Source organism: Tardiphaga sp. 42S5, assembly GCF_034044155.1.
Classification (GTDB): Bacteria; Pseudomonadota; Alphaproteobacteria; order Rhizobiales; family Xanthobacteraceae; genus Tardiphaga; species Tardiphaga robiniae.
In genome coordinates this window covers 3,307,946-3,332,061 of record NZ_CP139027.1, presented here as the reverse complement: position 1 = coordinate 3,332,061, position 24,116 = coordinate 3,307,946, and the positions used below count along the sequence as shown (strand labels likewise).

Here is a 24,116-nt window from a genome sequence, read left to right as displayed (position 1 = left end):
CGCAGTCCCGCTTCAAAGACGCGCCAAGGCAGCGCGTTCAGACCGCGGTGGGTAGCAGATGGCGCCGGACCTGCAAAGGCGCAGGCCGGCGTATACCGACGTGGTGAATGGCACTTACCGCTTCAAAATCCCGCCCAGCGTCCCGCGTACGATCTCGCGGCCGATCGAACTGCCCAGCGAGCCGCCCACCTGCTTGCCGATATTGGCGACGATGCCGCCGACCACCTTGTTGGTCACGCTGCGGGTGACGCTGCGCGCAATCACCTGGCCGGTGGAGAGCCTGTTGCGGCCGGTATTGGTGCCGAAGATGGTGCCGACGATCGCACCGAGCTGGCCCAAAAATCCACCACCGCCGCCACCGCCCGCCGCGTCGCCAGCCTCGGCGGGCGTCGCCGCCGTGCCGGCGATGCGCTTCTGCAACGTCTCGTAAGCGGATTCGGAATCGATTGCCGTATCGTATTTGCCCTTCACCGGGCTCGCCGCGAGGATCGCCTTGCGCTCCTCAGGCGTGATCGGCCCGATCCGTGCGGTCGGCGGACGCACCATGATGCGTTCAACCATCGCAGGCGTGCCGTTGCCTTCCAGGAACGAGACCAGTGCCTCGCCCTTGCCGAGTTCGGTGATGACCGTGGCCGTGTCGAGTTTCGGATTGGCACGGAAGGTCTGTGCTGCCGCCTGCACCGCCTTCTGGTCCCGCGGCGTGAAGGCGCGCAAGGCGTGCTGAACGCGGTTGCCGAGCTGGGCGAGTACGCGATCGGGCACATCGATCGGGTTCTGAGTGACGAAATAGACGCCGACGCCCTTGGAGCGGATCAGGCGCACCACCTGTTCGATCTTGTCGAGCAGCGCCTTCGGCGCATCGTTGAACAAGAGATGCGCTTCGTCGAAGAAGAACACCAGTTTGGGCTTCGGCAGGTCGCCGACTTCGGGCAATTCCTCAAACAGTTCCGAGAGCAGCCACAGCAGGAAGGTTGCGTAGAGCCGCGGGCTCGACATCAGCTTGTCGGCGACGAGGATATTGACCATGCCGCGGCCGTCGCGGTCGGTTTTCAGAAAATCTTTCAGCTCCAGCGCCGGCTCGCCGAAGAATTTATCGGCGCCCTGGTTCTCCAGCACGAGCAATTGGCGCTGGATGGTGCCGATTGTCGCCTTGGTGACGTTTCCGAAGCTCAAGGCCGATTTGCGGACATCGGCGAGTGGATCGACCTCGTCCTTCTTGGCAGTCATCGGCACGATGGCGTCGAGCAACGCGCGCAGATCCTTCATGTCGAGCAGCGTCAGGCCGTTCTCGTCGGCGACGCGAAAGGCGACGTTGAGCACGCCTTCCTGCACATCGTTGAGATCGAGCAGCCGCGCCAGCAATAGTGGCCCCATCTCCGAAATGGTCGCGCGCACCGGATGGCCCTGCTCGCCGAACACGTCCCAGAACACGGTCGAGAACTGATCGGGCTGGAACGTCAGCGCCATCTCCTTGGCGCGCTGCAAAATGAAGTCCTTGCCCTCGCCGACTTCGGCTATCCCTGAGAGGTCGCCCTTGATGTCCGCAGCGAAGACCGGCACACCGGCACGTGCAAAGCCCTCCGCCATCACCTGCAGCGATACGGTTTTACCCGTTCCCGTCGCGCCCGTGACGAGACCGTGGCGATTGCCGAGGGCCAGCGTCAGCCATGCCGGTTGGTCGCCCTTGCCGATGAAGATCTTGCCGTCGGTATCGCCTGACTTCAGTTCGGTGGTCGCCATCGGATCGCCTCTGTCGCGCGCATCAAGAAAAAGATTTCAAAAAAATTTGCGGCTCACCATGATCTTACCGCATCTTGGCGAGCGATTGAAACGCAAAGCGTTCCCGCCACACCTGAAACCCGTCCGTCGTTCCCACGGACGAAACACAAGCCGTATCTTTTTGCTCTTTCCAAAGTACGGCGCTGTCGCATCTGCGAACAATTGACCAAAATTTCACGTTTGCTCTTGCATTGGTGCAACACTCGATACGCGATCACACTGAATCGCACGTCGGGCGAGTTGGCGCGCTTGTAATTCGAATCACAGCGGCTCAAGATCACTTTTCAACATAAGGGCATCGGCACTCAACCGATGTGAGGCGGGGCATCATGGACGAATTGATCAAAGCGCTGACCGCAAAGGTCGGCATCGACGAAGCTGTGGCTGAAAAGGCTGTCGGCATTATCTTGGGGTTCCTGCGCAAGGAAGCACCGGCCGCGCCGGTCAATGCGCTCATCGAAAAAATTCCGGGTGCGGATGCAGCCATCGCATCGTCAGAGGGCGGTGGTGGATTGAGCAGCCTGATGGGCGGCGGCATCATGGCCCTGGGCAGCAAGCTGATGGGTCTCGGCCTCGGCATGGGCGAGATCCAGAGCGTCGCGCGCGAACTGTTCAAGTTCGGCCGCGAGAAGATCGGCGCGGATGCCATGGACGAGATCGTTGCCGGCACACCTGGCCTGAGCCAGTTCTCCTGACCGTCTGTTACGTCAGCAGCCGCGCGTAAGCGTCCAGCATCTTCATACGTCCGATCTTCATACGTCTGAGTACCATGACATATCCCATCTCCAAGATTGACGGTTTGACGGCCTTCGCCGCAACCAAACTGAAAAAGGCAGGCATCCGCACCATGGAAGGGCTGCTGGACGCCGCTCACTCCGCGAAGTGCCGCAAGGAACTCGCTGCCAAGACCGGGTTCAGCGAACAGCAACTGCTCGAATGGGCGAACCTCGCCGACTACCTGCGCATCCCCGGCATGGGCAAGGCCAAGGCTGAACTGCTCCGCGCCTCCGGCGTCAACACGGTACGCGAATTGACCCACCGCAACCCGTCCCGCCTGGCTCAGGCGATGCGCGAGGCCAATGACAAGCGCAAGCTGGTCCGGGTGATGCCCTCGGAGAAATCCGTCGGCGACCTGATCGAAAAGGCGCGCCAGCTGCCGCTGAAGATTTCGTATTGAGCGCGTAGCGCGGGCGCCTCTTCTCCCTCCCCCAAGCGTGGCGTAGCCCACGCGCCGTGGGGGAGGGATAAGAAAGCGCCATCGCGGCGACCGCCCCCCATCTTGACTCCCTCCCCCCGACCGCGCAAAGCGACCTCATGATCGCGCGTCCGACCACGTCTGCTCCGACGGTCCACCCGGTGCTGGCCGCGCTGCTGGCATCGCCGGTGCCTGCCGTGATGGGCATCCTGAATGTCACCCCGGATTCCTTCTCCGATGGCGGCCAGTTCGATGCCCCCGAGCGCGCACTGGCGCAGGCGCGGCGGATGATCGCCGAGGGCGCCGAGATCATCGATATCGGCGCCGAGTCCACGCGGCCCTATGGGTCCCGTCCGGTCACTGCCGATGAAGAATGGGCGCGGCTCGTGCCGATGCTGGCCGATGTGGTCGCACTGGGTACGCCGGTATCGATCGACAGCATGAAGGCGTCCGTCGTCGCGAAAGCGCTCGCCGCCGGCGTCGCCATCGCCAATGACATCTGGGGCCTGCAGCGCGATCCCGACATGGCACGCGTCATCGCCGAGCACAGCGCGCCTGTCGTCGTCATGCATAACCGTGACACCGTCGATGGCAGCATCGATATCGTCGCCGACATGAAAAGCTTCTTCGCGCGCTCGCTGGAGATCGCCGCCCGGGCCGGCATCCCTGCGGGCCACATCGTACTCGACCCCGGCATCGGCTTCGGCAAGACACCTCAGCAGAGCATGATTGCGCTGGCGCGGTTCGACGCGCTGACCAGCTTCGGCCTGCCGGTGCTGATCGCCGCCTCGCGCAAGAAATTCATATCGACCGTCGTACCGTCGGAGCCACAGCAGCGCATTGGCGGATCGCTCGCCGCGCATCTGCTCGCGGTGCGGCACGGCGCCAAAATCGTCCGCGCCCATGACGTCGCGGAAACCGTTCAGGCCCTGCGCGTCACCGCAGCCATCGAGGAACTAAGATGACCGACATGATCTTCATCAAGGGCGTATCCGTGCATGCCCATCACGGCGTGCTCGATTACGAAGGCGTCGTCGGGCAGCGCTTCGTCATCGATCTCGAACTCGATGCCGATATCGACCTTGCCTCGCGCACCGACCGCCTTGCCGATACCGTGTCCTATGCCAATGTCGTCGCCACCGCGATCGCTGCTTTCAAAGACACCAATTACAAGCTGCTGGAACGCGCCGCCGGTGCGGTGGCCGATGCGGTGCTCGCGGATTTTCCGCGCATCAGCTCGGTCAAGGTCACCGTGCACAAGCCGCACGCGCCGATCGCCGCGATCTTCGACGATGTCGGCGTGGTGCTGCGCAGATCGCGGGCGTAACCGATGGCCAGCGTCCTCATCGCGCTCGGCGGCAATGTCGGCGATGTCCGCACGACGTTCCGCAAGGCGATCGGCAATATCTGCGGCATGACGCAGGCCGCGTTGATCGAACGCTCGGCAGACTACAGCACGCCGCCAGTGGGCGATGTGCCGCAGGACCACTTCGTCAATGCGGCAATCGAGATCGAGACCGAACTCGATCCGCACGCGCTGTTGTTCACGCTGCACAGGATCGAACACAAGTTCGGCCGCAACCGCGTTGCCGAGGGCCACTGGGGTCCGCGGCCGCTCGATCTCGACATGATCGCCTATGACGACGTCGTCATCGCCAAGCCGGAACTGCACCTGCCACATCCCCGCGCCACGGAACGCGCCTTCGTCCTGGTGCCGCTAGCCGAGATCGCCCCGGATCGGATGATATCAGGCAAGACCGTTGCCGAGCATCTGAAGGCGCTCTCAACCGACGGCATCGAGCGGCTGCCGGATCTGGATTGAGCGCCGGCCTCTAACCTTGTAACTTGCCTCCCGCCGTTTCTGCTCTCCCCGCCCCCGTGCGAAGCGAAGCTTCGCTAGGCGGGGAGAGGTCGCCGCGCCTTCGCGGCGGGTGAGGGACAGCGCGCCGCCCTATCGTCACGACGTCATTCGCGGATCCCACCCTGCGATCCGCTCCGACCAGATTGGTTTGGCTCTGTGCCCCGCCCCTCACCCGTCGTCGCTGCGCGACGCCACCCTCTCCCCGCATTGCGGGGAGAGGGAAGAAAGCGCCAATTCCGCGCATCCCCATGTCCGAACAGGCATTGGCAACCCCTTCTCGGCATGGCATTTTCCGGCTCAACCACGAAGCAATACCGGGAGTGAAGTTCCTCAATGTCGACTGCGACTGACGACCTGCGGCTGGCCGCCGATTTTGCGCCTGCGACCTATGATGATTGGCGCAAGCTCGTCGACGGCGTGCTGAAAGGCGCGCCGTTCGAGAAGCTGATCAGCAAGACCTATGACGGCGTCAAGATCCAGCCGATCTATCCGCGCGCCCAGGATGCTGCGCCGATTGCCGGCCGTCCGGCCGCGGCGCCCTGGCAGATCATGCAGCGGATCGACCACCCGGATGCCGGCAAGTCGAACAAGCAGGCGCTGCACGATCTCGAAAACGGCGCCACCGGTCTGACGCTGGTGTTCGAAGGTGCCAATGGCGCGCGTGGCTTCGGCCTCGTTGCCTCGCCCGACACCATCGAGACGCTGTTCGACGGCATCTATCTCGACGCCGGCATCGGCATCGAACTCCATGCCGGCCCGCAGTCGCGCATGGCCGTGACGCATCTGGCCGATTACATCAAGACGAAGGGCATCGATCCCGCCACATGCGATATCCGCTTTGGCCTCGATCCCATCGGCGCCACCGCAGTGTGGGGCACCAGCGCCTATAACTGGTGGGAGATGGCGCCGGCCGTCACCGACACCATCAAGAAGCTCGCCGCACAAGGCTTCAAGGGCCCGTTCGCCGTCGCCGACGGCCGCATCATCCACGATGCCGGCGGCTCCGAAGTGCAGGAACTGTCCTACGTCCTGGCGGTGATGGTGTCCTATCTGCGCGCGATGGAAGACCATAACATTCCGCTCGAGACGGCCCGCAGCATGGTCTATGCGCGACTTGCCGCCGATGCCGATCAGTTTCTCACCATGGCGAAATTCCGCGCGCTGCGCCTCTTGTGGGCGCGGATCGAGGAAAGCTGCGGCCTGACACCGAAGCCGCTGTTCATCGCTGCCGATACCGCATGGCGCATGCTCACGCAGCGCGATCCCTATGTGAACATGTTGCGCGCGACCATGGCGACCTTTGCTGCCGGTCTCGGCGGTGCCAACTCCATCTGCGTGCTGCCGCATACGCTGGCGCTCGGCCTGCCCGATGGCTTTGCGCGCCGTGCTGCGCGCAATACCCAACTGGTGCTGCTGGAAGAGTCCAATCTCGCCAAGGTCACCGATCCCGCCGCCGGTGCCGGCGGCATCGAGACGCTGACGCGCGAACTGTGCGACGCCGCATGGGCGCAGTTCCAGGACATCGAAAAAGCCGGCGGCGCTTTCCCGGCGCTTGGCAACAACCTGATCCAGCCGAAGGTCGCCGCCACCCGCGCTGCACGTCAGGCCAGCGTCGCCAAGCGCCGCGAAGTGCTAACCGGCGCCAGCGAATTCCCGAACCTGCATGAGGCCCGCGCCACCGTGCTGAAGGTCAAGCCGATCCCCGGCAAGCCCTATGGCAAGGACAAGATCAAATTCAACCCGCTCGAACCGATCCGGCTGGCCTCGCCCTTCGAGGCGCTGCGCGATAAATCGGATCACCTGCTGGCGCGCAAGGGTGCCCGTCCGAAAGTGTTTCTGGCCAATCTCGGCACGCCCGCCGATTTCACGGCCCGCGCGACCTTCGCCAAGAGCTTTTTTGAAACCGGCGGCATCGAAGCCCTCGACAGCGACGGTTTCTCCGATCCAGCCGTACTCGCCAAGGCCTGGAAGGCCTCCGGTGCCGCGCTGGTATGTATCTGCTCGTCCGACAAGCTCTATGCCGGCCAGGCCGCGCCCGCAGCAAAAGCGCTTCAGGCCGCCGGCGCGAAGCATATCTATCTGGCAGGCCGCCCCGGCGACCTCGAGGCGCCCTTGCGCGACGCAGGCGTTAGGGATTTTATCATTGCCGGCGGCGATGCGCTGGCGATGCTGGTGCAGGCCCATGATCTACTAAATTCGGCCTGATGGAGTAAGCCATGACGGCAACGGCGAGCAAACCCGCGCTGACCGGCGGCTGCCAATGCGGCGCGATCCGCTTTGCGCTGTCGGCTGCGCCGACCCGGGTCAGCATCTGCCATTGCCGGATGTGCCAGAAGGCCACCGGCGCGCCATTCGCCTCGCTCGCCGATATCCCGAACGAGAACTTTGCGTGGACCCGCGGCAAGCCGGCGGCGTTCAAGTCATCGTCGATTGCGGAACGCGACTTCTGCGCCAAATGCGGCACGCCGCTGAGCTATCGCGCGATCGGCGGCCCCAAAATCGAGATCATGACCGGCGCCTTCGACCGGCCGGACCGCGTGGTGCCGACGCAGCAATTCGGCACGGAGTCACGCCTGGGCTGGGTCGGCAACGTGTCGAACCTGCCGAGCAAGACGACGATGCAGAATTTCGGACCGGAGAAATGCGCGGAAGTGTTCAGCTATCAGCATCCGGATCATGATTGAGATAGCGTGTTTCAACAAGGATCGCGCGCATGGGCAGTTTGCTATTCGACTTGCTGATGTGGCCGATCGCCAAGGTGCTTGAAAAAGTGTTTGACGTGGTACTCTGGCGGAAAACTGAAACGCCCCCGTCAGACGACCCGACCTACAAGAAGAACGTTCAGAGACTCATCGAACGCAATCGAGAATTCGAGAAACGACCATGACCAAGATTCCTGACTTCACCAACATCGCTTTCTCGCCCATCGCCGCCGGTGCGCCATCGCAGGGCGAACCATGGTTGACGCCCGAAGGCATCCTGGTGAAGCCGGGTTACGGCGAGGATGACGTCAAGGGCATCGATTTCCTCGATACCTATCCCGGCATCGCGCCATTCCTGCGCGGCCCCTACCCGACCATGTATGTCAACCAGCCCTGGACGATCCGGCAATATGCCGGGTTCTCCACCGCGGAAGATTCCAACGCCTTTTATCGCCGCAACCTCGCCGCCGGCCAGAAGGGCCTCTCGGTCGCGTTCGATCTCGCCACCCATCGCGGCTATGACTCGGATCATCCGCGCGTGTCGGGCGACGTCGGCATGGCCGGCGTGGCGATCGACTCGATCTATGACATGCGCACGTTGTTCGCCGGTATTCCGCTCGACCAGATGAGCGTGTCGATGACCATGAACGGCGCGGTGCTGCCAATCCTCGCGCTCTATGTCGCCGCCGCCGAAGAACAGGGCGTGCCGCCGGAGAAGCTGACCGGAACGATTCAGAATGACATTCTGAAGGAGTTCATGGTGCGCAACACCTATATCTACCCGCCGACGCCCTCGATGCGGATCATCTCCGACATCTTCGCCTACACCTCACAGAAGATGCCCAAGTACAATTCGATTTCGATCTCCGGCTATCACATGCAGGAAGCCGGCGCGACGCAGGATCTCGAACTCGCCTATACGCTGGCCGACGGCGTCGAATATCTCCGTGCCGGTCTCGCCGCAGGTATCGACGTCGACCGCTTTGCGCCGCGGCTGTCGTTCTTCTGGGCGATCGGCATGAACTTCTTCATGGAAGTCGCCAAGATGCGCGCCGCGCGGCTGCTCTGGGCCAAGCTCCTGACGCAGTTCAATCCGAAGGACCCGAAATCGCTTTCGCTGCGCACCCATTGCCAGACCTCGGGCTGGTCGCTGACCGCGCAGGACGTCTACAACAACGTGATGCGCACCACCATCGAGGCGATGGCGGCGACACAGGGCCACACCCAGTCGCTGCACACCAACGCGCTCGACGAAGCATTGGCGCTGCCGACCGACTTCTCCGCGCGCATCGCCCGCAACACGCAGCTGTTCCTGCAGCAGGAAACCGGCACCAACCGCATCATCGATCCATGGGGCGGCTCCTATTACGTCGAACGTCTCACCCACGATCTCGCCACCAAGGCCTGGGCGCACATCCAGGAAGTGGAAGAACTCGGCGGCATGGCCAAGGCCATCGAGGCCGGCGTGCCGAAGCTGCGCATCGAGGAAGCCTCGGCCAAGACGCAGGCACGCATCGATGCCGGCCGTCAGGCGGTGATCGGCGTCAACAAATACAAGCCGGAAAATGAAGAAGCGCTCGACGTGCTCAAGGTGGAAAACTCCACCGTGCGCCGGCTGCAGATCGACAAATTGAAGAGGCTTCGTGGCGAGCGCAGCCAGGCCGACGTCGATGCCGCGCTGGCGGCGCTGACGCGCTCGGCCAAGGACGGCAACGGCAACCTGCTAGCGCTGGCGATCGATGCCGCGCGGGCCAAGGCCACCGTCGGCGAAATTTCCGATGCGATGGAAAAGGTGTTCGGCCGCCACCGCGCCGAGATCAAATCCATCACCGGTGTCTACAAGCGCGAGGCGTCCACCATGAACGACAAGGTCCAGAAGGTTCAGGCGCTGATCGACGCCTTCGAGGACGCCGAGGGCCGCCGCCCGCGTATTCTCGTCGCCAAAATTGGCCAGGACGGCCACGACCGCGGCCAGAAGGTGATCGCCTCGGCCTTCGCCGATGTCGGCTTCGACGTCGATATCGGGCCGCTATTCGCCACCGCCGATGAAGCCGCGCGGCAGGCCGTCGAAAACGACGTGCACATCCTCGGCCTCTCCTCGCTGGCCGCCGCCCATCTCACCGCGGTGCCGGAGCTGAAGGCCGCGCTCAAGAAGCAGGGCCGCGAGGACATCATGATCATCATCGGCGGCGTCGTCCCCCCGCAGGATTACGACGAACTTTACAAGGCCGGCGCCGAAGCGATCTTCCCGCCGGGCACGGTGATCTCGGAGGCGGCCGAGGAGCTGATCCACAAGCTCAATGCGCGGCTGGGCCACAGCGAGGCGGCGGAGTAATCAAGACCACAATCAACCAATCGGGTGCCTGATGAGCTGGTCCATGGAAACTGGCACAATTCCGCCACCGTCCGTTGCAGAGCGTTTCTCGCATATCTACGAGAAAATTGCGCTGGTCAAAGAAGCTATCGCTGGTCGCACGTCGGCAGACCTCGCCAAGGACATGAGGACTTGCGTGGCCATGGAGCGATTTTTCGAGATTATCGGAATTGCTTCGGATCACATCCCGAATGAGATAAAGAAGCGCGAAGCTGAAGTAGACTGGACAGCGGTTGCCGAGATGAGTGATCGTCTCGGCAACGTCGCAATCAGAGTTGAGCCAGACACTCTTCTACATTGGGCTCACGATTTGATGCCTCCTCTCGAACGGTGCGCCGCGCGGCTCAGGTCTCCAGAATGAAACTTGCTTATATCCGTAATACTTCTCGTCTCGCAGGCTTGGCCTGTGCCTTCCTAATCACTTCCATAGCGATCTCCCTCGCCGCCGAGCCGACACCCGACATCCAGCTCAAGGCCAAATACACCGAGGTCGCCGTCTTCTTCGATGCCGCGATCAAGTCCGATGCGCCGCTGCTGAAATATCTCACCTCCGCCAGCAATGGCTGGGCTGCGAAGACGCTCAAGGAACTGGCCGAGCAGCGCAAGGAGATGAACGACCTCCCTGCCGACATCCGCAACCGGCCATGGGAATCCGAACGAACCTATGCGCAAAGCTCATTGGTCGCGGGTCGCTATATCAGCATCATTCGCGCGGACTACAACTACACCGGCGGCGCGCATCCCAATCGTGGCAACGACACGCTGCTGTGGGACAGGCAGGCCGGCAAGATGATCAGCATCCGCCCTTTTTTCACCGAGCTCGCCGATAGGGGCCCGGCGATGACGGCGATCCGCGATGCGGTCGTCGCCGATCTCAAAGTCGAGAAGAAAAAACGCGACAACGACAATCCCGACATGAGCCTCGTCGATGCGCTGGAGCCGAAGCTGCTCAAGATCGGGCCGGTGTCGCTGACGCCATCGACATCGGCCGGCAAGAGCTCCGGCCTCAGCTTCCATTACGGCCCCTATGCGGTCGGCTCTTATGCCGAAGGCGATTACGATGCCTTCGTGCCGTGGGAGAAACTCAAGCCCTATCTGTCTGCCGAGGGCAGCGCGATCTTCGCCGGCGAGCGGCCGAAGGACGACGACAAGGGGCCGCAGTGACGACAGCGCCCATCGACATCAACGCGCTCGCCAAAGACCTCCGCGCCGGCAGCCGCGCAGCGCTGGCGCGCGGGATCACGCTGGTGGAAAGCCGCCGTGCCGATCATCAGGCCGCCGCGCGCGAACTCGTGCAGGCACTGCTGCCGGATACCGGCCGTGCGTTTCGTGTCGGTATCACCGGCTCGCCCGGCGTCGGCAAATCGACCACCATCGATGTGCTCGGCATGTATCTCATCGAGCGCGGCCACAAGGTCGCGGTGCTGGCCGTCGATCCCTCCTCGGCGCGCACCGGTGGATCGATCCTCGGCGACAAGACGCGGATGAACGATCTGTCCGCCCATCCGAACGCCTTCATCCGCCCCTCGCCCTCCTCCGGCACGCTCGGCGGCGTCGCGGCGAAAACGCGCGAGGCCATGTTGCTGTGTGAGGCGGCAGGTTTCGACGTGGTGCTGGTGGAGACCGTCGGCATCGGCCAGTCGGAAACGGCGGTCTGCGACATGACCGATTTCTTCCTCGCGCTGATGCTACCCGGCGGCGGCGATGAGTTGCAGGGCATCAAGAAAGGCCTGATCGAACTGGCCGACATGATTGCCATCAACAAGGCCGACGGCGACAATCTGAAGCGCGCCAATATCACCGCTGGAGATTATCGCGGCGCGCTGCATATCCTGGCGCCGCGCTCGGAGCACTGGCATCCGCCGGTCGTGACCTATTCGGCATTGACCAAGACGGGTATCACCGAGCTCTGGGACAAGGTCGTCGCGCATCGCACCGCCATGAATGCCTCCGGCGATTTCGCCGCCCGCCGCCGCGAGCAGCAGGTGAAATGGATGTGGACCATGCTGGAGGATCGTTTGAAAGCGCGGCTGCGCAGCGATCCCGGCATTCGCAGCAAGGTCAAACAAGTCGAACGCGACGTCGCCGACGGCACGATGACGCCTGCCGTCGCGGCGGAAGCGATCGTGGAGTTGTTGAGGTAGTATCCACAAACGCCGTCATGCCCGGGCTTGTCCCGGGCATCCACGTCTGTTTGCTTCGCGGCCAAAGGCGTAGATGGCCGGGACAAGCCCGGCCATGACGGCGTTCTTGTTGCACTAATGAGAATTGTTCGCGATGTCCGCAACGGCCCGATCACCCCGCATCCTCATCACCGGCTTCGGCCCCTTCCCGGGCGCGCCGGTGAACCCGACACAGGCGCTGGTGCGGAAACTCGCAACGCTGCGCCGCCCCGCTTTCGCGGATATCACCCGCATCGCGCATATTTTCGACGTCACCTATGCCACCGTCGATCGCGAACTGCCCGAGCTGATCGCACGCCATCGTCCGGATGCGCTGCTGATGTTCGGCCTCGCCGCACGCACGCCCTATATCCGGATCGAGACGCGCGCCCGCAACGCGGTGTCGATGCTGTGGCCCGATGCCGGCCACACAACGGTGCGCCGCGCCAGCATTGTTCCGGGCGCTGACGCGCAGATGTTCGGCCCGCACACGGCGCGTCTGTTCCGGGCTGCCGTCGCCAGTGGCGCCGACGTGCGCCCCTCACGCGATGCCGGCCGCTATCTCTGCAATTACCTGTCCTGGCGCAGCATCGAGGCCACCCGCACGCCGAACGGGCCACGCCTCACGGCCTTCGTCCATGTGCCGCTGCTGGCACAAGACACCACCTCGCACCGCATGACCTCCGACGAACTCACCGATACCGGTGAAGCGATCCTGCTGGAAATGATCCGCATGACCCGGGTCAAGCTGCGTGACGCAGCCCGGAATTCCGGGGTTTAAGACCGTCGAAACGACGCTCCCGGCCATTCTCTGAACATTAATTCATAAAATGGGGAAATTCCGCGGTTTCCGCGACACAGCCATGCCGAAAGTCAACTTGTGCATCGCAACATGAAGACCCTAATGGCGGGAATGCTTTCAGGGACAGCTTTGTGACCGACATCAACGCCGACGCCCCCCTCGCGGTGTCATCGACCCATAGCCCAATGAAATTTGGCGAATTCGTCGTCGTGATCGCTTCGATCATGGCGCTGAATCCGCTTGCCATGGACATCATGCTGCCGGCGCTGCCGCATATCGGTGCGGCCTTCAAGGTCCCTGATGCCAACCACCTTCAGACCGTCCTCTCGGTCTTCCTGCTCGGCTTCGGCGTGGCCCAATTCGCCATGGGCCCGCTGTCGGACCGCTACGGTCGACGCCCCATCCTGCTCGGCGGCATGGCCGTCTATTGCGCCGCGAGCGTGCTTGCGCTATTCGCACCGTCATTCGAAATCCTGCTGCTTGCCCGCCTGCTGCAGGGCATCGGCACCGCGGCGACGCGCGTAATCGCGGTGTCGATCGTCCGGGACTGCTATGCCGGCCGCCGCATGGCCAGCGTCATGTCACTGGCCATCATGGTTTTCATTTCCGTGCCGGTCATCGCCCCGTCTTTCGGCCAAGCCCTGATGGTTCTCACGGAATGGCGCGGCATCTTTGTCGTGCTGATGCTATACGGCCTGCTGACGCTGGCCTGGAGTGCCTGGCGAATGCCGGAGACGCTGCCGGTCGCCAAACGCCGCTCGCTCGCCATTCGTGATGTGCTGTATGCCTATCGGCAAACCGTCAGCCATCGGCAGACGCTCGGTTACGGTCTCGCTGCCGGCATCCTGCAGGGCGCACTGTTCGCCTTCGTGTTTACGTCGCAGCAGGTGTTCACCGAGATTTTCCATCTCGGGCCATATTTCCCGCTTGCCTTTGCTTCCATCGCTTTCGGCGTCGCTGCGGCCAGCTTCTTCAACTCGCGCGTAGTCCATCGCCTTGGCATGCGTGCACTCTCCCACGGCGCCCTGCTCGGTTTCGTCACTGCTGGCGCGGCGATGTTATTGGCCGTGGCGATGGGCTTCATGCCGCTATGGTTGTTCATCGCGCTGTCGATGCTGATGATGTTTGCCTTCGGCCTGATGTTCTCGAATTTCACCGCACTGGCGATGGAGCCGCAGGGCCACATCGCCGGCACAGCCTCCTCGCTCTACGGGACGCTGACCACGCTGCTGGGTATCGCCATCGGCACGGTTATCGGCCAGCACTATGACGGCACTCTGCTGCCGTTCGCGACCGGCCTTTTTCTTTGCACCCTCACTGCATTCGCGGTGATCCTCGTGGTGGAAAGGGGCCGCCTGTTCAAGTCTCACAAGATGGTGAGCTGAACGCTCTCGCGACGCAGCCGAATGGCCGTCGCGCAATTTTGAAATGTCTGGGAATACGTCGGGGCGACCCCGGCGCCGCCATGAACGTTATCAATTTTTACCGGAGCAATCCGATGCCCTACGCACTGTTCTGTGACGACGCGAAACTGAGTAAATCCTATCCGACCGAAGCCGACGTGTGGAAACTTGCCGCCGAGAGCGGCCTTGTCACCGATGTCGAAGCCAAGAATGCGAAGCCGACACCGCGCCGCGTGCTCGACAATGATTACGAGATCCGCCCGTGCCAGGCAGAGCCCGGCGAATGCCCGGAAAAGAACGAGCGCGACGCCCAGGCCGAGAAGGATTTTCAGCTCGCGCTGAAGGGGCGATAGCGCGCGGGGCGCTCTGGGGCGGCCCAGCCACGCGACGTCCGAAATTATGCGCCTGCACGCTCCCCCGTTGGCCCAAACTCCGGGGGCGCGGTCTTAGCAAAGCCGACAGAACGCAAACCTCAGCCACTCCAATTGTGCCGGGGAATCTCGATCCACACTCGTCATTCCGGGGCGCACGTAAGCGGCAGAGCCGCTGAAGTGCGAACCCGGAATCTCAGAGTGTTTGGCGCTGACTAGAGACTCCTATGCTGGGATTCCGGGTTCGCCTGCGCGAAGGCGCGCAGTCGCCCCGGAATGACAGTGTGGGGCGGCAAGACAGCCATCGAACATTTTTTCCTATCCCCATTGACAGCATCCCCATCAGGTTTATATTCCCCTCCGTCCTGCCCCACCGAGAGGGGCGATCGCGATCGTCACGTTCGCGGGGTGGGATGCGGTGGACGCCGGAGATGCGGCGTCACGCGGTTCATGGGGTAACGTCTGTCTTCGGGCAGGACGGATCTGCGCCAGCACTGCCACTGGCAAGGAGACGGCCGACCTTGAGATGGAAAGATCCCTGGACAGTGTGACGGACGACCAAGTCAAAACGCGTTCGGCCAAGTGCTTTGCGGCTACCCTGTCCCTCCGCCCTGGGACATTAATTTTGGTGATGGGACCGTTCGCCATGGCAGATGTGCAAGCAACCGAAAAAACACCGCATGCGGAACGCCGGGCAATCGCTCGGCGCCTCCGAAAGTCCTGATGCACACTAACCTGCGGAAGACCGCATCGCATCAGGCCCAAGGGTGCAACGGGCACCTGGCGTTCCGCACGCCCTCTCACAAGGGGGCGGGAATGCAAGCGACGACGGCGCCCCCGCGCCGCAAACAACAGGGGGCGATGACGCATGTCTGAAGAGCAGTGGCTGTTTGACAGTTGAATCCGACGAAGCCGATGGGCAGCGCGCGGGCGCGAAACCGACCTGCATTCCAGTGGCACACGCGCTGCTGTATCGCCATCCAGCGCGCGCAGGTGAGCGCCTCATTAACCCTACCCTGCACATTCATCGCGGCCGCTCTCGCCTGGCAACGTCACACGCATCATCTTGCGTTACGTCATCAGCGGACATCCACCGGGACCTTGAACCATGGACCTGCATCGCCGCCATCTGCTGACTGCGTCCGGCGCGGGTCTCGCCGCCGGCGCATTCGCAGCATCGAGTGACGCGGCACGCGCCGCCCCGCTCACCTCGACGCTCGGGCGCGACGCCACGCAATATGGCGTGCGTGCCAACAGCCAGGACGACCAGACCCGCGCATTGCAGCGCGCCATCGACGAGGCGGCACGTGCGCAGGCACCGCTCGCATTGCCGCCCGGCAACTATCGCACCGGCATGCTCAGGCTGGCACGCGGCTCGCACATCATCGGCATGCGCGGTGCAACGACCCTCACCTTCAGCGGCGGCGCGTCACTGCTGTCAGGCGAAGGCGCGGACTATGCCAGCCTCAGCGGCCTCACGCTGGACGGCAACTTCGCCAAACTGCCGCCGCGGCGCGGGCTGCTGCACATGGTGCAGGCGCGCGAACTCCGCATCAGCGACTGCACCGTTAGCAATAGCGGCGGCGCGGGCATCTGGCTGGACAACACGGCGGGCGCGATCACCGGCAATACACTCACCAACATCGCCACCACGGCCATCGTCTCGTTCGATGCGCAGGGACTGATCGTCGCGCAGAACACCATTTCCGGCACCAGCAGCAACGGCATCGAGATTTTGCGCACAGCGATCGGCGATGACGGCACGCAGGTGATCGACAATCGCATCGAGGACATCAAGGCCGGCCCCGGCGGCTCCGGTCAATACGGCAACGCCATCAACGCCTATCGTGCCGGCAATGTCATTGTGTCCGGCAATCGCATCCGCAATTGCGATTACTCGGCGGTGCGCGGCAACTCGGCATCGAACATCCACATCACCGGCAACAGCGTGTCGAGCGTGCGCGAAGTAGCTCTCTATTCGGAATTCGCGTTCGAGGCCGCGGTGATCGCCAACAACACCGTCGATGGTGCGGCACTCGGTGTCTCCGTTTGCAACTTCAACGAAGGCGGCCGTATCGCCGTCGTACACGGCAACATCATCCGCAACCTGCTCCCGAAGCGGCCGATCGGTACGGCGCCCGACGACGATGCCGGCATCGGCATCTATATCGAGGCGGACGCCAGCGTCAGCGGCAATGTCGTCGAGAACGCGCCGTCCTTTGGCATGATCGCGGGCTGGGGCAAGTATCTGCGCGATGTCGCCATCACCGGCAACGTGGTGCGCAACAGCTTCATCGGCATCGGTGTATCGATCGCACCGGGCGCCGGCACCGCGCTGGTCAGCAACAACATGATTTCGGGCGCGCCACGCGGCGCTGTCGTCGGCCTCGATCATGCAAAGCCGGTGACGCCGGACCTCACGGCCGATGGCGCACAGCGCTATCGGCAGATTGCCCTCTCCGGGAACACGGTGCGCTAAAGCGCTGTCCGCAGCATCGGATAGCGCGCGCTCATCACCAGAGGATCGAGCGCCTTCTGCCAATCCAGATCTGCCGGCGTCACCGCCGCCTGCCGAGGCGGAGCCTGCCGCAACAGGGTTTCGATCGGGATCAGGACGGGCGACGCCGCTTCAGCCACCGGCTCGATGCCGGGCTGCAACGGCGCAACCGCGGGCGCAGCGATGGCAGGAGCCGCGACGGCAGCCGGCCGCGGTTCAGGGGCGCGCGGCGTCCGGTAGATCACGCCTTCCGAAGACAGAACGCGCCTCACGGCGGCTGTCTCGCCCTCGACCATCAGCCGCCAGCGTTCAACCGCGTCCTTGGCTTCCTGAATATTGTCGAGGAACTCGGCTTCACTGTGAAAACGGCGCCACCGCCCGCTCTCGAACAGTTCTGTCAGGTAATCCAGTCGGCTCTCGGCAAGAGCGCACCAACGCTGGGCCAGTGGCCGACCGATGCCGGCATGCGGGTAAGGAAAATTCAGGTGAGATGACATGGAAATGTCCGCAAGAGAAAAAACGGACGCAAAGCAACAAACGAATCACTCACCAATACTTGGAGAGTTTCTGTGGAAAAGTTTTCGGGGTCCAGCGCAATGTGGTCAAACTTGGACAATTGCGTTGGAAACACGTGAGAAAGCCCCGTCAAACCTGAGGTATTGCAGTCAAGCCTTGCTTGAGCCTTGCTCGACGCCCGGCCATGCACCGGCAATCTATGACCTGAAGGTTAAAATTTTTGGTTAACAAAAACGAAAGACCCGTCCGGGGGGACAACCGGACGGGTCAAGCTATACCGGCGCGAATGTTTGGACGCATGCGCCGGATATGGCCTCGTTGGGGAGGGAATGCCGCTCCCACATCCATATGTCCGGTCCACCCGGCCAAACGTTCAACGATCAGGAGATTATTTTTGGACGTCTGACGCCATCGACGGCGACGATGCTTCGACCGCACGCGTCGTCGGCGCCGGCGCGGTGACGACAACAGGCGTGACAGGCGCAGGCCCTGTCGCCACGGGTTGCTGAGCGCCCTGCACTGCCGATACCGCACTATAGGCATCCGCCGCGCCGGCACCGAACAGGTCGTCACGGCCGGGCGCACCAAGATCACGCGCGGTTGTCATCAGGATGCTGCGGATCTCGTTCGGCCGTAGTTGCGGATTGCGCTCGATCATCAATGCGGCGAGCCCGCTGATGTAAGCCGCCGAGAACGAGGTGCCCGACGTCATCTGGTACTTGTTGTCCGGTGCGGGCAGGAAGATATCGACGCCCGGCGCAGCCACCGCGATGTGGCTGCCGCGGTTCGACGCGGTGAACAGCCTGTCATACGCATCGGTGGCGCTGACAGCGATCACGTTGGGGTTTGCAGCGGGATAAAGCGGCGGCGATTTCGGCCCGGCATTGCCTGATGCTGCGACCATCACGATGCCCTTGCTGGCTGACGCCGCAATACCGCGCTCGATCAGTGGATCCTGCGGGCCGGCAAAGCTCATATTGATGACCTGGGCGCCATTCATTGCCGCGTGGTTGATACCCTTGAGGATCACGAAAGACGAACTCTCGGCACCGCCCTGCGACACACCAAAAGCGCGAATGGCCAAGATGCGCGCGCGCGGCGCGCTGCCCATCAGCCGCGCATGCGATACGATCGCGCCCGCAATGCCAGTTCCGTGCACATGCGCACCTTCCTTGCTGCCAAGCGCATCGAACGAACCCACGATGGCATCAGCGAGTTCCGGATGCGCGACGTCGATGCCGGAGTCGATGACAGCGACCGTGACATTGGCACCAGCGGACAGCTTGTGCGCCTCGGGCAGACGAAGCTTCGCCAGCGCATATTGCGCGGGATCGCCCTCGCCCGGTGCCGGCGCTGTCACCTGGTCCTGCAGCACATAGCGGAAGTTGGGTTGCACAGCGCGCACGTCAGCCTCGGCGCGCATCTGGGACTCGACAGTTTCGACCGAACGATTGTCGGTGATCCGGAACAGGTTGATCGTCGCGCCGATCAGCGGAAAATCCTGCGACGACAGACGCTCCAGGCGCAGACGGCGCGCCAGCGCATCCGTCTGGTCGGGCGTCAGCGCGCTGTCGAGTTCGGCGACGATCTGCCGGGGGACATAGCGCGTATTGAGGGCCGCCTGCGGGGCATTGCTGCGCGGTCCACTACCCGCATTCTGACTGCGCGGCGTCGGGCCACCGCCGCCGAGATCAGCAACGAATGGCTTCTCGTTGCATTCGCCGGATGCCGCGCGATTGGCATAGGCGCAGCTCGGATAGGTGTTGGGGGAATAGCGCACATAGGGAATGGTCGGCAGCACGCCCACAATCTTCGGCGGTGGCGTACGCGCTGGCCGCGAGGATATGGGCGGTGTCCGGCTGGCTGTCGTCCCGATCGCCGTACCGCGCGGGCCGACGCTGGTGATACCGACGCGACCAGCAATGGGTCCACGGCTCACGATATTCGGGCCACGGCCGGCGATGCGACCCGCGCCGGCAGCGATGTTCGGATTGATGCGCGGCGTTGTACTGGGAGAGATCGTGGGAACGCGCGAACCGATATGGAGGCTCGGCGAGCGCATCATGCTCTGCGCCCCAGCGACCGAAAGGCCGAACGGCCATGCGACGGCGAGCGAAAGCACAGCGGCCGTGCATTTCATCATTGGTCTGGAGGCACCACGATCATGTCTCATGGAACAGGCCTCGCACGCATAATGCGGATCGGATCAACCGACGGCGCCTATTGCGCCTGAACCGCCATGCTGACGATCTTCTCGTTCTCCAGCCGGCGGATCAGCCCGGCGATCTGGTCCTTGGTCATCACCCGATTGCCGAACTGCAGCCGGAACAGCCCGTCCTTGCCGCTGTCGACAATCGTGCTCTGATAGCCGTCGAGCAACGCTGTGATGTCCGACACCCGCGCAGTCGGCGCAAAACGGACGAACAGGCGCGTCGGAGCTTCTACCGAGGCTGGTGCCGGCGCGAGCGACCGGGTGACAGTGGTCGGTGCACTCGCTGGCGACGGCGCGGCTTCATAGGACGCGGTCTGGAATGTGCGTGTGTCGCGCTGCATCAGCACGGTACCAATCACACCGGCCTGCAGCATGATGGCGAGCGCGCCAACAGCGGCCGAAGCCGCCAGCGTCCGCGGCGAAAGCGATGCGAAAAATCCGGAAATCCGCGCCGACAGACCGACCGATGTCGATCCGCTGCGTACCGGCTCGGCGTCAATCGCAGCAAACAGCTTCTGCATTGCCCGTGAGGACGGCGCACCGAGGCTCTCATTGAGGCCAATAGTCTCCGCGTATTCTTCCTGGATCACGGCATATTGCTTCGCCAGTTCCGGATCCTTGGCCAGTGCATCATCGACGCGGCGAGCATCACGCGCGTTGAGCGTGCCCGCGGCGTGCCAAGGCAGCAATGCCTCGATCTCGCCTGGCTCCTGGGTCGGCACTTTGTTGCTCATCGCCATCATGGCCAGCCTCGTTCAATGCCGGCTGCCTTGAGCAGATCGGCTAATTTCTTGCGCGCATAAAACAGGCGCGTCTTGACGGTGTTCTCGGGAATTCCGACGATCTCGGCCACCTCTTCCACGGACTTTTCGTGGTAGTAGACGAGATCGACGATTTCCCGATGCTCGGGCGAAAGCGACGTCAGGCACTTCCGCAACGCATCACTGGTATCCTTTTTCTGAACCGACACTTCGGGATTATCGGACGTATCCTCGATCGCGTTGGCCGTCTCGTCGTCCAGTTCGGCGTCCTTGCGCTTGCGCAGCGCAGACAGCGCCTTGAACCTCGTAATCGCCAGGAGCCAGGTCGAGACCGCGGAGCGGCCCTCGAATTTCCCGGCCTGCCGCCAAACATCCAGGAACACTTCGCTGATAAGATCCTCAGCAATCTGTTCGTTCCGCACCAGCCGAAGGCCGAAGCGAAACACCCGGACATGGTGCCTGCCATAAAGCACCTGCATGGCAAGACGGTCGCCTTGCGCAATCCGGGCGATCAGAATCTCATCCGATGCCGCCTGTGTTGCACTCACTGCCCGTCTCGCAAGGTTGGTCTGAATGAGGATGTAAGAGGTTCGATTGACAAGATAAAATCTTCTCGAATGGGCAGGAATATACCGGTCGCAGCTGCTTTAGCCGCGCCGAACGGGCTTTTACCGCCCTTTTCTTGGGCGGAACGGGTAACAGGTAGCATAATGCTGGGGCATTTCCGACCCGAACGCCAGCGATTCACACGGCAACCTTACCAAGTCGTGGCTTCCGGAACAGCCTTGAGACGGCGGAACCTGCATTTTGCAGCCATATCCCGAAACCCTCGTCAATGAATACCGTAACTTGTCCTGGCGGCTTGTCCGCCACATCAAGTCAACTCGCCCGGGGCCCGTCATCGGTCCGGGCATTTTTACTTAAACAACAAAGCTATTCTTGAAACCTTCTGGCAGTCCCGCTGGACGCGATCTGTCAACATTTGTCGCCGAGAGCAGCTAATGAGTAGCCGGTTACCAGATTTGACTCACGGCAATAGATACCAAACCTAAAGGCTTTGAGCACTAGAGTTCCATCAGCAAAACCCATCGATGGGCTCAATGACCGCCGCCGCTTCATCAGTCTTGAATCCAGTCAACGGCGACTTCGAAGCCGTCGATGGAGAGTTGCGGTCTGATATGCTGGCACGTCGCCTGAAGCGGCGACGGCAAATGCTCGCACTCGCGGCTGCCAGTCATGCCGTCAATGTCGTGCTGCTTTTCGTCTTCCTTGCAGCAGGCACGATCGACAGCACGATCGTCGCGGCCTATGCCGCCTGCGCGGCCGCCTCCGTTCTGATCTTCCTCGCGATCTCCGAAAGCGGCCTGACGGATGACTGGCGCGATCACTTTTTCGCAGCGCCCTACACGGCTGTCACTTACGCACTTCTGCTCGCCTTCGTTTACACAGCGCCCAATGTCGCCGTCGTGTTTCTCTGCGCGTTGTTTCTTGTGGCCAATGTCATCGCCTTGCGTACCTCGCCCCGTGAAGGTGTCGGCGCCTGGACCGTCATGACCGGCGGCCTCGCGCTGCTGTATTTATTCGTCGATCTGCCCTTGACGTTGCCCTCCGGCAATTCCCTCGAGCGCTTCGGCACCTTGCTGACATTCTCGATGACCATCGCCCGCAGTATGTTCATTGGCATTTTCTCTAGCTCGCTACGCGATGCGCTGTTTCGGCGCCGCGTTGAGCTCGAAGCCGCCTACAAGCGCATCGAAGAGCTCGCAGAACTCGATGAACTGACGGGGTCATTCAATCGCCGCTGCATCATGCGACTGCTTGACGATGAAATCATTCGCGCACAGCGTAGTAATACGCCCTGCACCGCCGCGCTGATCGACCTCGACTGGTTCAAGCGGATTAACGACAATTTCGGACACCCAACCGGCGACGAAGTACTGCGGACCTTCGCCATCACCATTTTCGCCAATATCCGCAGCATCGACAAATTCGGCCGCTATGGCGGCGAGGAATTCCTGCTGGTGCTGCCGGACACGCCGCATGACAAGGCCGTGCAAATGCTCGACCGTTTGCGAGGGATTGTCGAAGCACTGGATTGGAGCGCATTTTCCGACGGCTTGACCGTGACGATTTCGGGCGGCGTTGCGACATTGGGTCCGAACGACACGCCAGACACCTTACTCGCACGCGCCGACAGCGCACTCTATGCCGCCAAGGAGCGCGGACGAAATCGAATTGCAAGCGCCTGAACGAATTTAACGAACCCTGGCCACAACATATTAGCGGCAGGACACGATTAGAATTACGGGATTTGATTTATGTCTTCGAAGTCACCGTTATCGGCAAATTTACTCGACGAACTTGACGCCGCACTGGCCCACGGAACGGTCGCACGGCGCGTGGAAACGCTGCGCCGTGTCACGGATCTGTTCGTTAACAATGCCGTGGACTACTCCGACGCGCAGATCGCAGTGTTCGACGACGTCTTCGATTGCCTGCTGACGCATATGGAAGCGTCTGCAAAGGCCCTTCTGGCCGAGCGGCTGGCGCCCGTCTCCGTCGCACCACCCCGGGTGGTCCGGACCCTCGCATTCGACGATTTGATCGAGGTCGCCGCACCCGTGCTCTCTCAATCGGAGCAGCTCGACGACCATGCCCTGATCGAGAATGCACGCACCAAAAGCCAGGACCATCTGCTCGCGATTTCGACGCGCAAGGTCCTGAGCGGCGCCCTGACGGATGTTCTCGTCGAACGCGGCAACGACGCCGTCGTCACCAGCACCGTCAACAATCGCGGCGCCGACATTTCAGAGCGCGGTTACAATACCCTGCTCTCCCGCGCTGACGGCAACGATACGATTGCGGCGTGTGTTGGCCTGCGTCCCTCCATTCCGCGCCACCACTATCTGAAGCTCGTCGCCAAGGCGTCGGCCTCGGTCCGGGCGAAGCTGGAAGCCGCCCACGTACACCACACCGCTGACATATCGCTTGTGGTTCAGCAGGTCGCGCGGCGGGCACGCTCCGCACCAGGCAGCATCAATCAGCAGACCATCATTGCCCATGGACTCGTGCGCTCGCTGTTTGAAGACGGTCGGCTGGATGAAAACGAAGTGGCGAAATTCGCCGAAGCCGGCAAGTTCGACGAGGCTAACGCCGCGCTCGCGTGCCTGGCCAATGTGCCAATCTCCGTCGCGGAAACCATGATGGTCGAAGCCCGCAGCGAGGGTATTTTCATTCTGTGCAAGGTCGCGAATTTTTCATGGAAGACCGTCAAGACCATCATCAACATGCGCGAGCAACTCGCTGGAGCGCAGCTGTCTGACAACGCGACCGACCGCGAGACCTATGAGCGCCTCCGCATCTCCGCGGCACAACAAGTCCTGCGCTTCCACCGTATGCAGCAGGCGACGTCCGACCTACCTGCCGCCTGACGTTTGTCAGCCAACATGTTTCCACGTGAATGGCCGCAGTCTGGCCATTG

Annotated in this window: 23 protein-coding genes; 18 read left to right on the top strand and 5 right to left on the bottom strand. The window is 62.5% G+C overall.

What is annotated here, in order from left to right; genetic code table 11:
* Positions 1–114 precede the first annotated feature (114 nt).
* Positions 115–1,740 (bottom strand): helicase HerA-like domain-containing protein, encoded by a 1,626-nt coding sequence (locus tag SFY93_RS15285; RefSeq protein WP_089267002.1) that lies wholly within the window; start codon positions 1,738–1,740, stop codon positions 115–117.
* Positions 1,741–2,108: 368 nt separating this feature from the next.
* Here SFY93_RS15285 and SFY93_RS15280 point away from each other — a divergent pair, with 368 nt between their 5' ends.
* The 16 genes from SFY93_RS15280 (at position 2,109) to SFY93_RS15205 (ending at position 17,128) form a co-directional block, all read left to right on the top strand.
* On the top strand, positions 2,109–2,474 hold the full coding sequence (locus SFY93_RS15280) for a hypothetical protein (protein ID WP_068734292.1): 366 nt from the start codon (positions 2,109–2,111) through the stop codon (positions 2,472–2,474).
* A 74-nt stretch (positions 2,475–2,548) separates the two neighbouring features.
* A complete protein-coding gene (locus SFY93_RS15275; RefSeq protein ID WP_089267001.1) occupies positions 2,549–2,956 on the top strand; it encodes a DUF4332 domain-containing protein in 408 nt (135 codons plus the stop codon).
* Between the two features lie 137 nt (positions 2,957–3,093).
* Positions 3,094–3,939 (top strand): dihydropteroate synthase, encoded by an 846-nt coding sequence (gene folP / locus SFY93_RS15270; RefSeq protein ID WP_320443709.1) that lies wholly within the window; start codon positions 3,094–3,096, stop codon positions 3,937–3,939.
* Positions 3,936–4,301, top strand: coding sequence for a dihydroneopterin aldolase (gene folB / locus SFY93_RS15265; protein ID WP_089266999.1), 366 nt, complete (start codon positions 3,936–3,938; stop codon positions 4,299–4,301). The genes folP and folB overlap by 4 nt, the downstream gene beginning before the upstream one ends.
* A gap of 3 nt (positions 4,302–4,304) precedes the next feature.
* A complete protein-coding gene (folK, locus tag SFY93_RS15260; protein WP_320443708.1) occupies positions 4,305–4,796 on the top strand; it encodes a 2-amino-4-hydroxy-6-hydroxymethyldihydropteridine diphosphokinase in 492 nt (163 codons plus the stop codon).
* A gap of 372 nt (positions 4,797–5,168) precedes the next feature.
* Positions 5,169–7,040, top strand: coding sequence for a methylmalonyl-CoA mutase family protein (locus tag SFY93_RS15255; protein ID WP_320443707.1), 1,872 nt, complete (start codon positions 5,169–5,171; stop codon positions 7,038–7,040).
* 11 nt (positions 7,041–7,051) lie between these two features.
* A complete protein-coding gene (locus SFY93_RS15250; RefSeq protein ID WP_093759041.1) occupies positions 7,052–7,519 on the top strand; it encodes a GFA family protein in 468 nt (155 codons plus the stop codon).
* 29 nt (positions 7,520–7,548) lie between these two features.
* Positions 7,549–7,722, top strand: coding sequence for a hypothetical protein (locus tag SFY93_RS15245; RefSeq protein WP_170849709.1), 174 nt, complete (start codon positions 7,549–7,551; stop codon positions 7,720–7,722).
* On the top strand, positions 7,719–9,872 hold the full coding sequence (gene scpA / locus SFY93_RS15240) for a methylmalonyl-CoA mutase (protein WP_320443706.1): 2,154 nt from the start codon (positions 7,719–7,721) through the stop codon (positions 9,870–9,872). Before SFY93_RS15245 ends, scpA begins: the two co-directional genes overlap by 4 nt.
* 43 nt (positions 9,873–9,915) lie before the next feature.
* Complete coding sequence (locus SFY93_RS15235; RefSeq protein ID WP_158596821.1) at positions 9,916–10,272, top strand: HepT-like ribonuclease domain-containing protein; 357 nt, start codon at positions 9,916–9,918, stop codon at positions 10,270–10,272.
* A complete protein-coding gene (locus tag SFY93_RS15230; protein ID WP_320443705.1) occupies positions 10,269–11,075 on the top strand; it encodes a PdaC/RsiV family protein in 807 nt (268 codons plus the stop codon). The genes SFY93_RS15235 and SFY93_RS15230 overlap by 4 nt, the downstream gene beginning before the upstream one ends.
* Positions 11,072–12,055, top strand: coding sequence for a methylmalonyl Co-A mutase-associated GTPase MeaB (gene meaB / locus SFY93_RS15225; RefSeq protein ID WP_320443704.1), 984 nt, complete (start codon positions 11,072–11,074; stop codon positions 12,053–12,055). Before SFY93_RS15230 ends, meaB begins: the two co-directional genes overlap by 4 nt.
* A gap of 133 nt (positions 12,056–12,188) precedes the next feature.
* Positions 12,189–12,854, top strand: a complete 666-nt coding sequence (locus SFY93_RS15220; RefSeq protein WP_320443703.1) for a pyroglutamyl-peptidase I — start codon at positions 12,189–12,191, stop codon at positions 12,852–12,854.
* Positions 12,855–13,006: 152 nt separating this feature from the next.
* Positions 13,007–14,260, top strand: coding sequence for a multidrug effflux MFS transporter (locus SFY93_RS15215; RefSeq protein ID WP_320443702.1), 1,254 nt, complete (start codon positions 13,007–13,009; stop codon positions 14,258–14,260).
* Positions 14,261–14,373: 113 nt separating this feature from the next.
* Positions 14,374–14,631 carry a hypothetical protein gene (locus tag SFY93_RS15210; protein WP_320443701.1) on the top strand — a complete coding sequence of 86 codons (258 nt, stop codon included), beginning with the start codon at positions 14,374–14,376 and terminating at the stop codon, positions 14,629–14,631.
* 1,126 nt (positions 14,632–15,757) lie between these two features.
* A complete protein-coding gene (locus SFY93_RS15205; protein WP_320443700.1) occupies positions 15,758–17,128 on the top strand; it encodes a TIGR03808 family TAT-translocated repetitive protein in 1,371 nt (456 codons plus the stop codon).
* Here SFY93_RS15205 and SFY93_RS15200 read toward each other — a convergent pair.
* The 4 genes from SFY93_RS15200 to SFY93_RS15185 all read right to left on the bottom strand — a co-directional run bounded on the left by SFY93_RS15200 (position 17,125) and on the right by SFY93_RS15185 (position 21,183).
* Positions 17,125–17,643, bottom strand: a complete 519-nt coding sequence (locus SFY93_RS15200; protein ID WP_320443699.1) for a TIGR03809 family protein — start codon at positions 17,641–17,643, stop codon at positions 17,125–17,127. The two genes, SFY93_RS15205 and SFY93_RS15200, sit on opposite strands and share 4 nt — an antisense overlap.
* A gap of 407 nt (positions 17,644–18,050) precedes the next feature.
* A complete protein-coding gene (locus SFY93_RS15195) occupies positions 18,051–19,727 on the bottom strand; it encodes a S8 family serine peptidase (protein ID WP_320443698.1) in 1,677 nt (558 codons plus the stop codon).
* A 155-nt stretch (positions 19,728–19,882) separates the two neighbouring features.
* Entirely contained in the window at positions 19,883–20,617 is a 735-nt protein-coding gene (locus SFY93_RS15190) for a hypothetical protein (protein ID WP_320443697.1), read from the bottom strand.
* Entirely contained in the window at positions 20,614–21,183 is a 570-nt protein-coding gene (locus SFY93_RS15185) for a sigma-70 family RNA polymerase sigma factor (protein ID WP_089266985.1), read from the bottom strand. Before SFY93_RS15185 ends, SFY93_RS15190 begins: the two co-directional genes overlap by 4 nt.
* Positions 21,184–21,846: 663 nt before the next feature.
* On the opposite strand from SFY93_RS15185, the gene SFY93_RS15180 reads away from it, so the two are divergent.
* A complete protein-coding gene (locus SFY93_RS15180) occupies positions 21,847–22,884 on the top strand; it encodes a GGDEF domain-containing protein (RefSeq protein ID WP_320443696.1) in 1,038 nt (345 codons plus the stop codon).
* Between the two features lie 69 nt (positions 22,885–22,953).
* Entirely contained in the window at positions 22,954–24,066 is a 1,113-nt protein-coding gene (locus tag SFY93_RS15175) for a DUF2336 domain-containing protein (RefSeq protein WP_320443695.1), read from the top strand.
* The last annotated feature ends 50 nt before the right edge of the window (positions 24,067–24,116 follow it).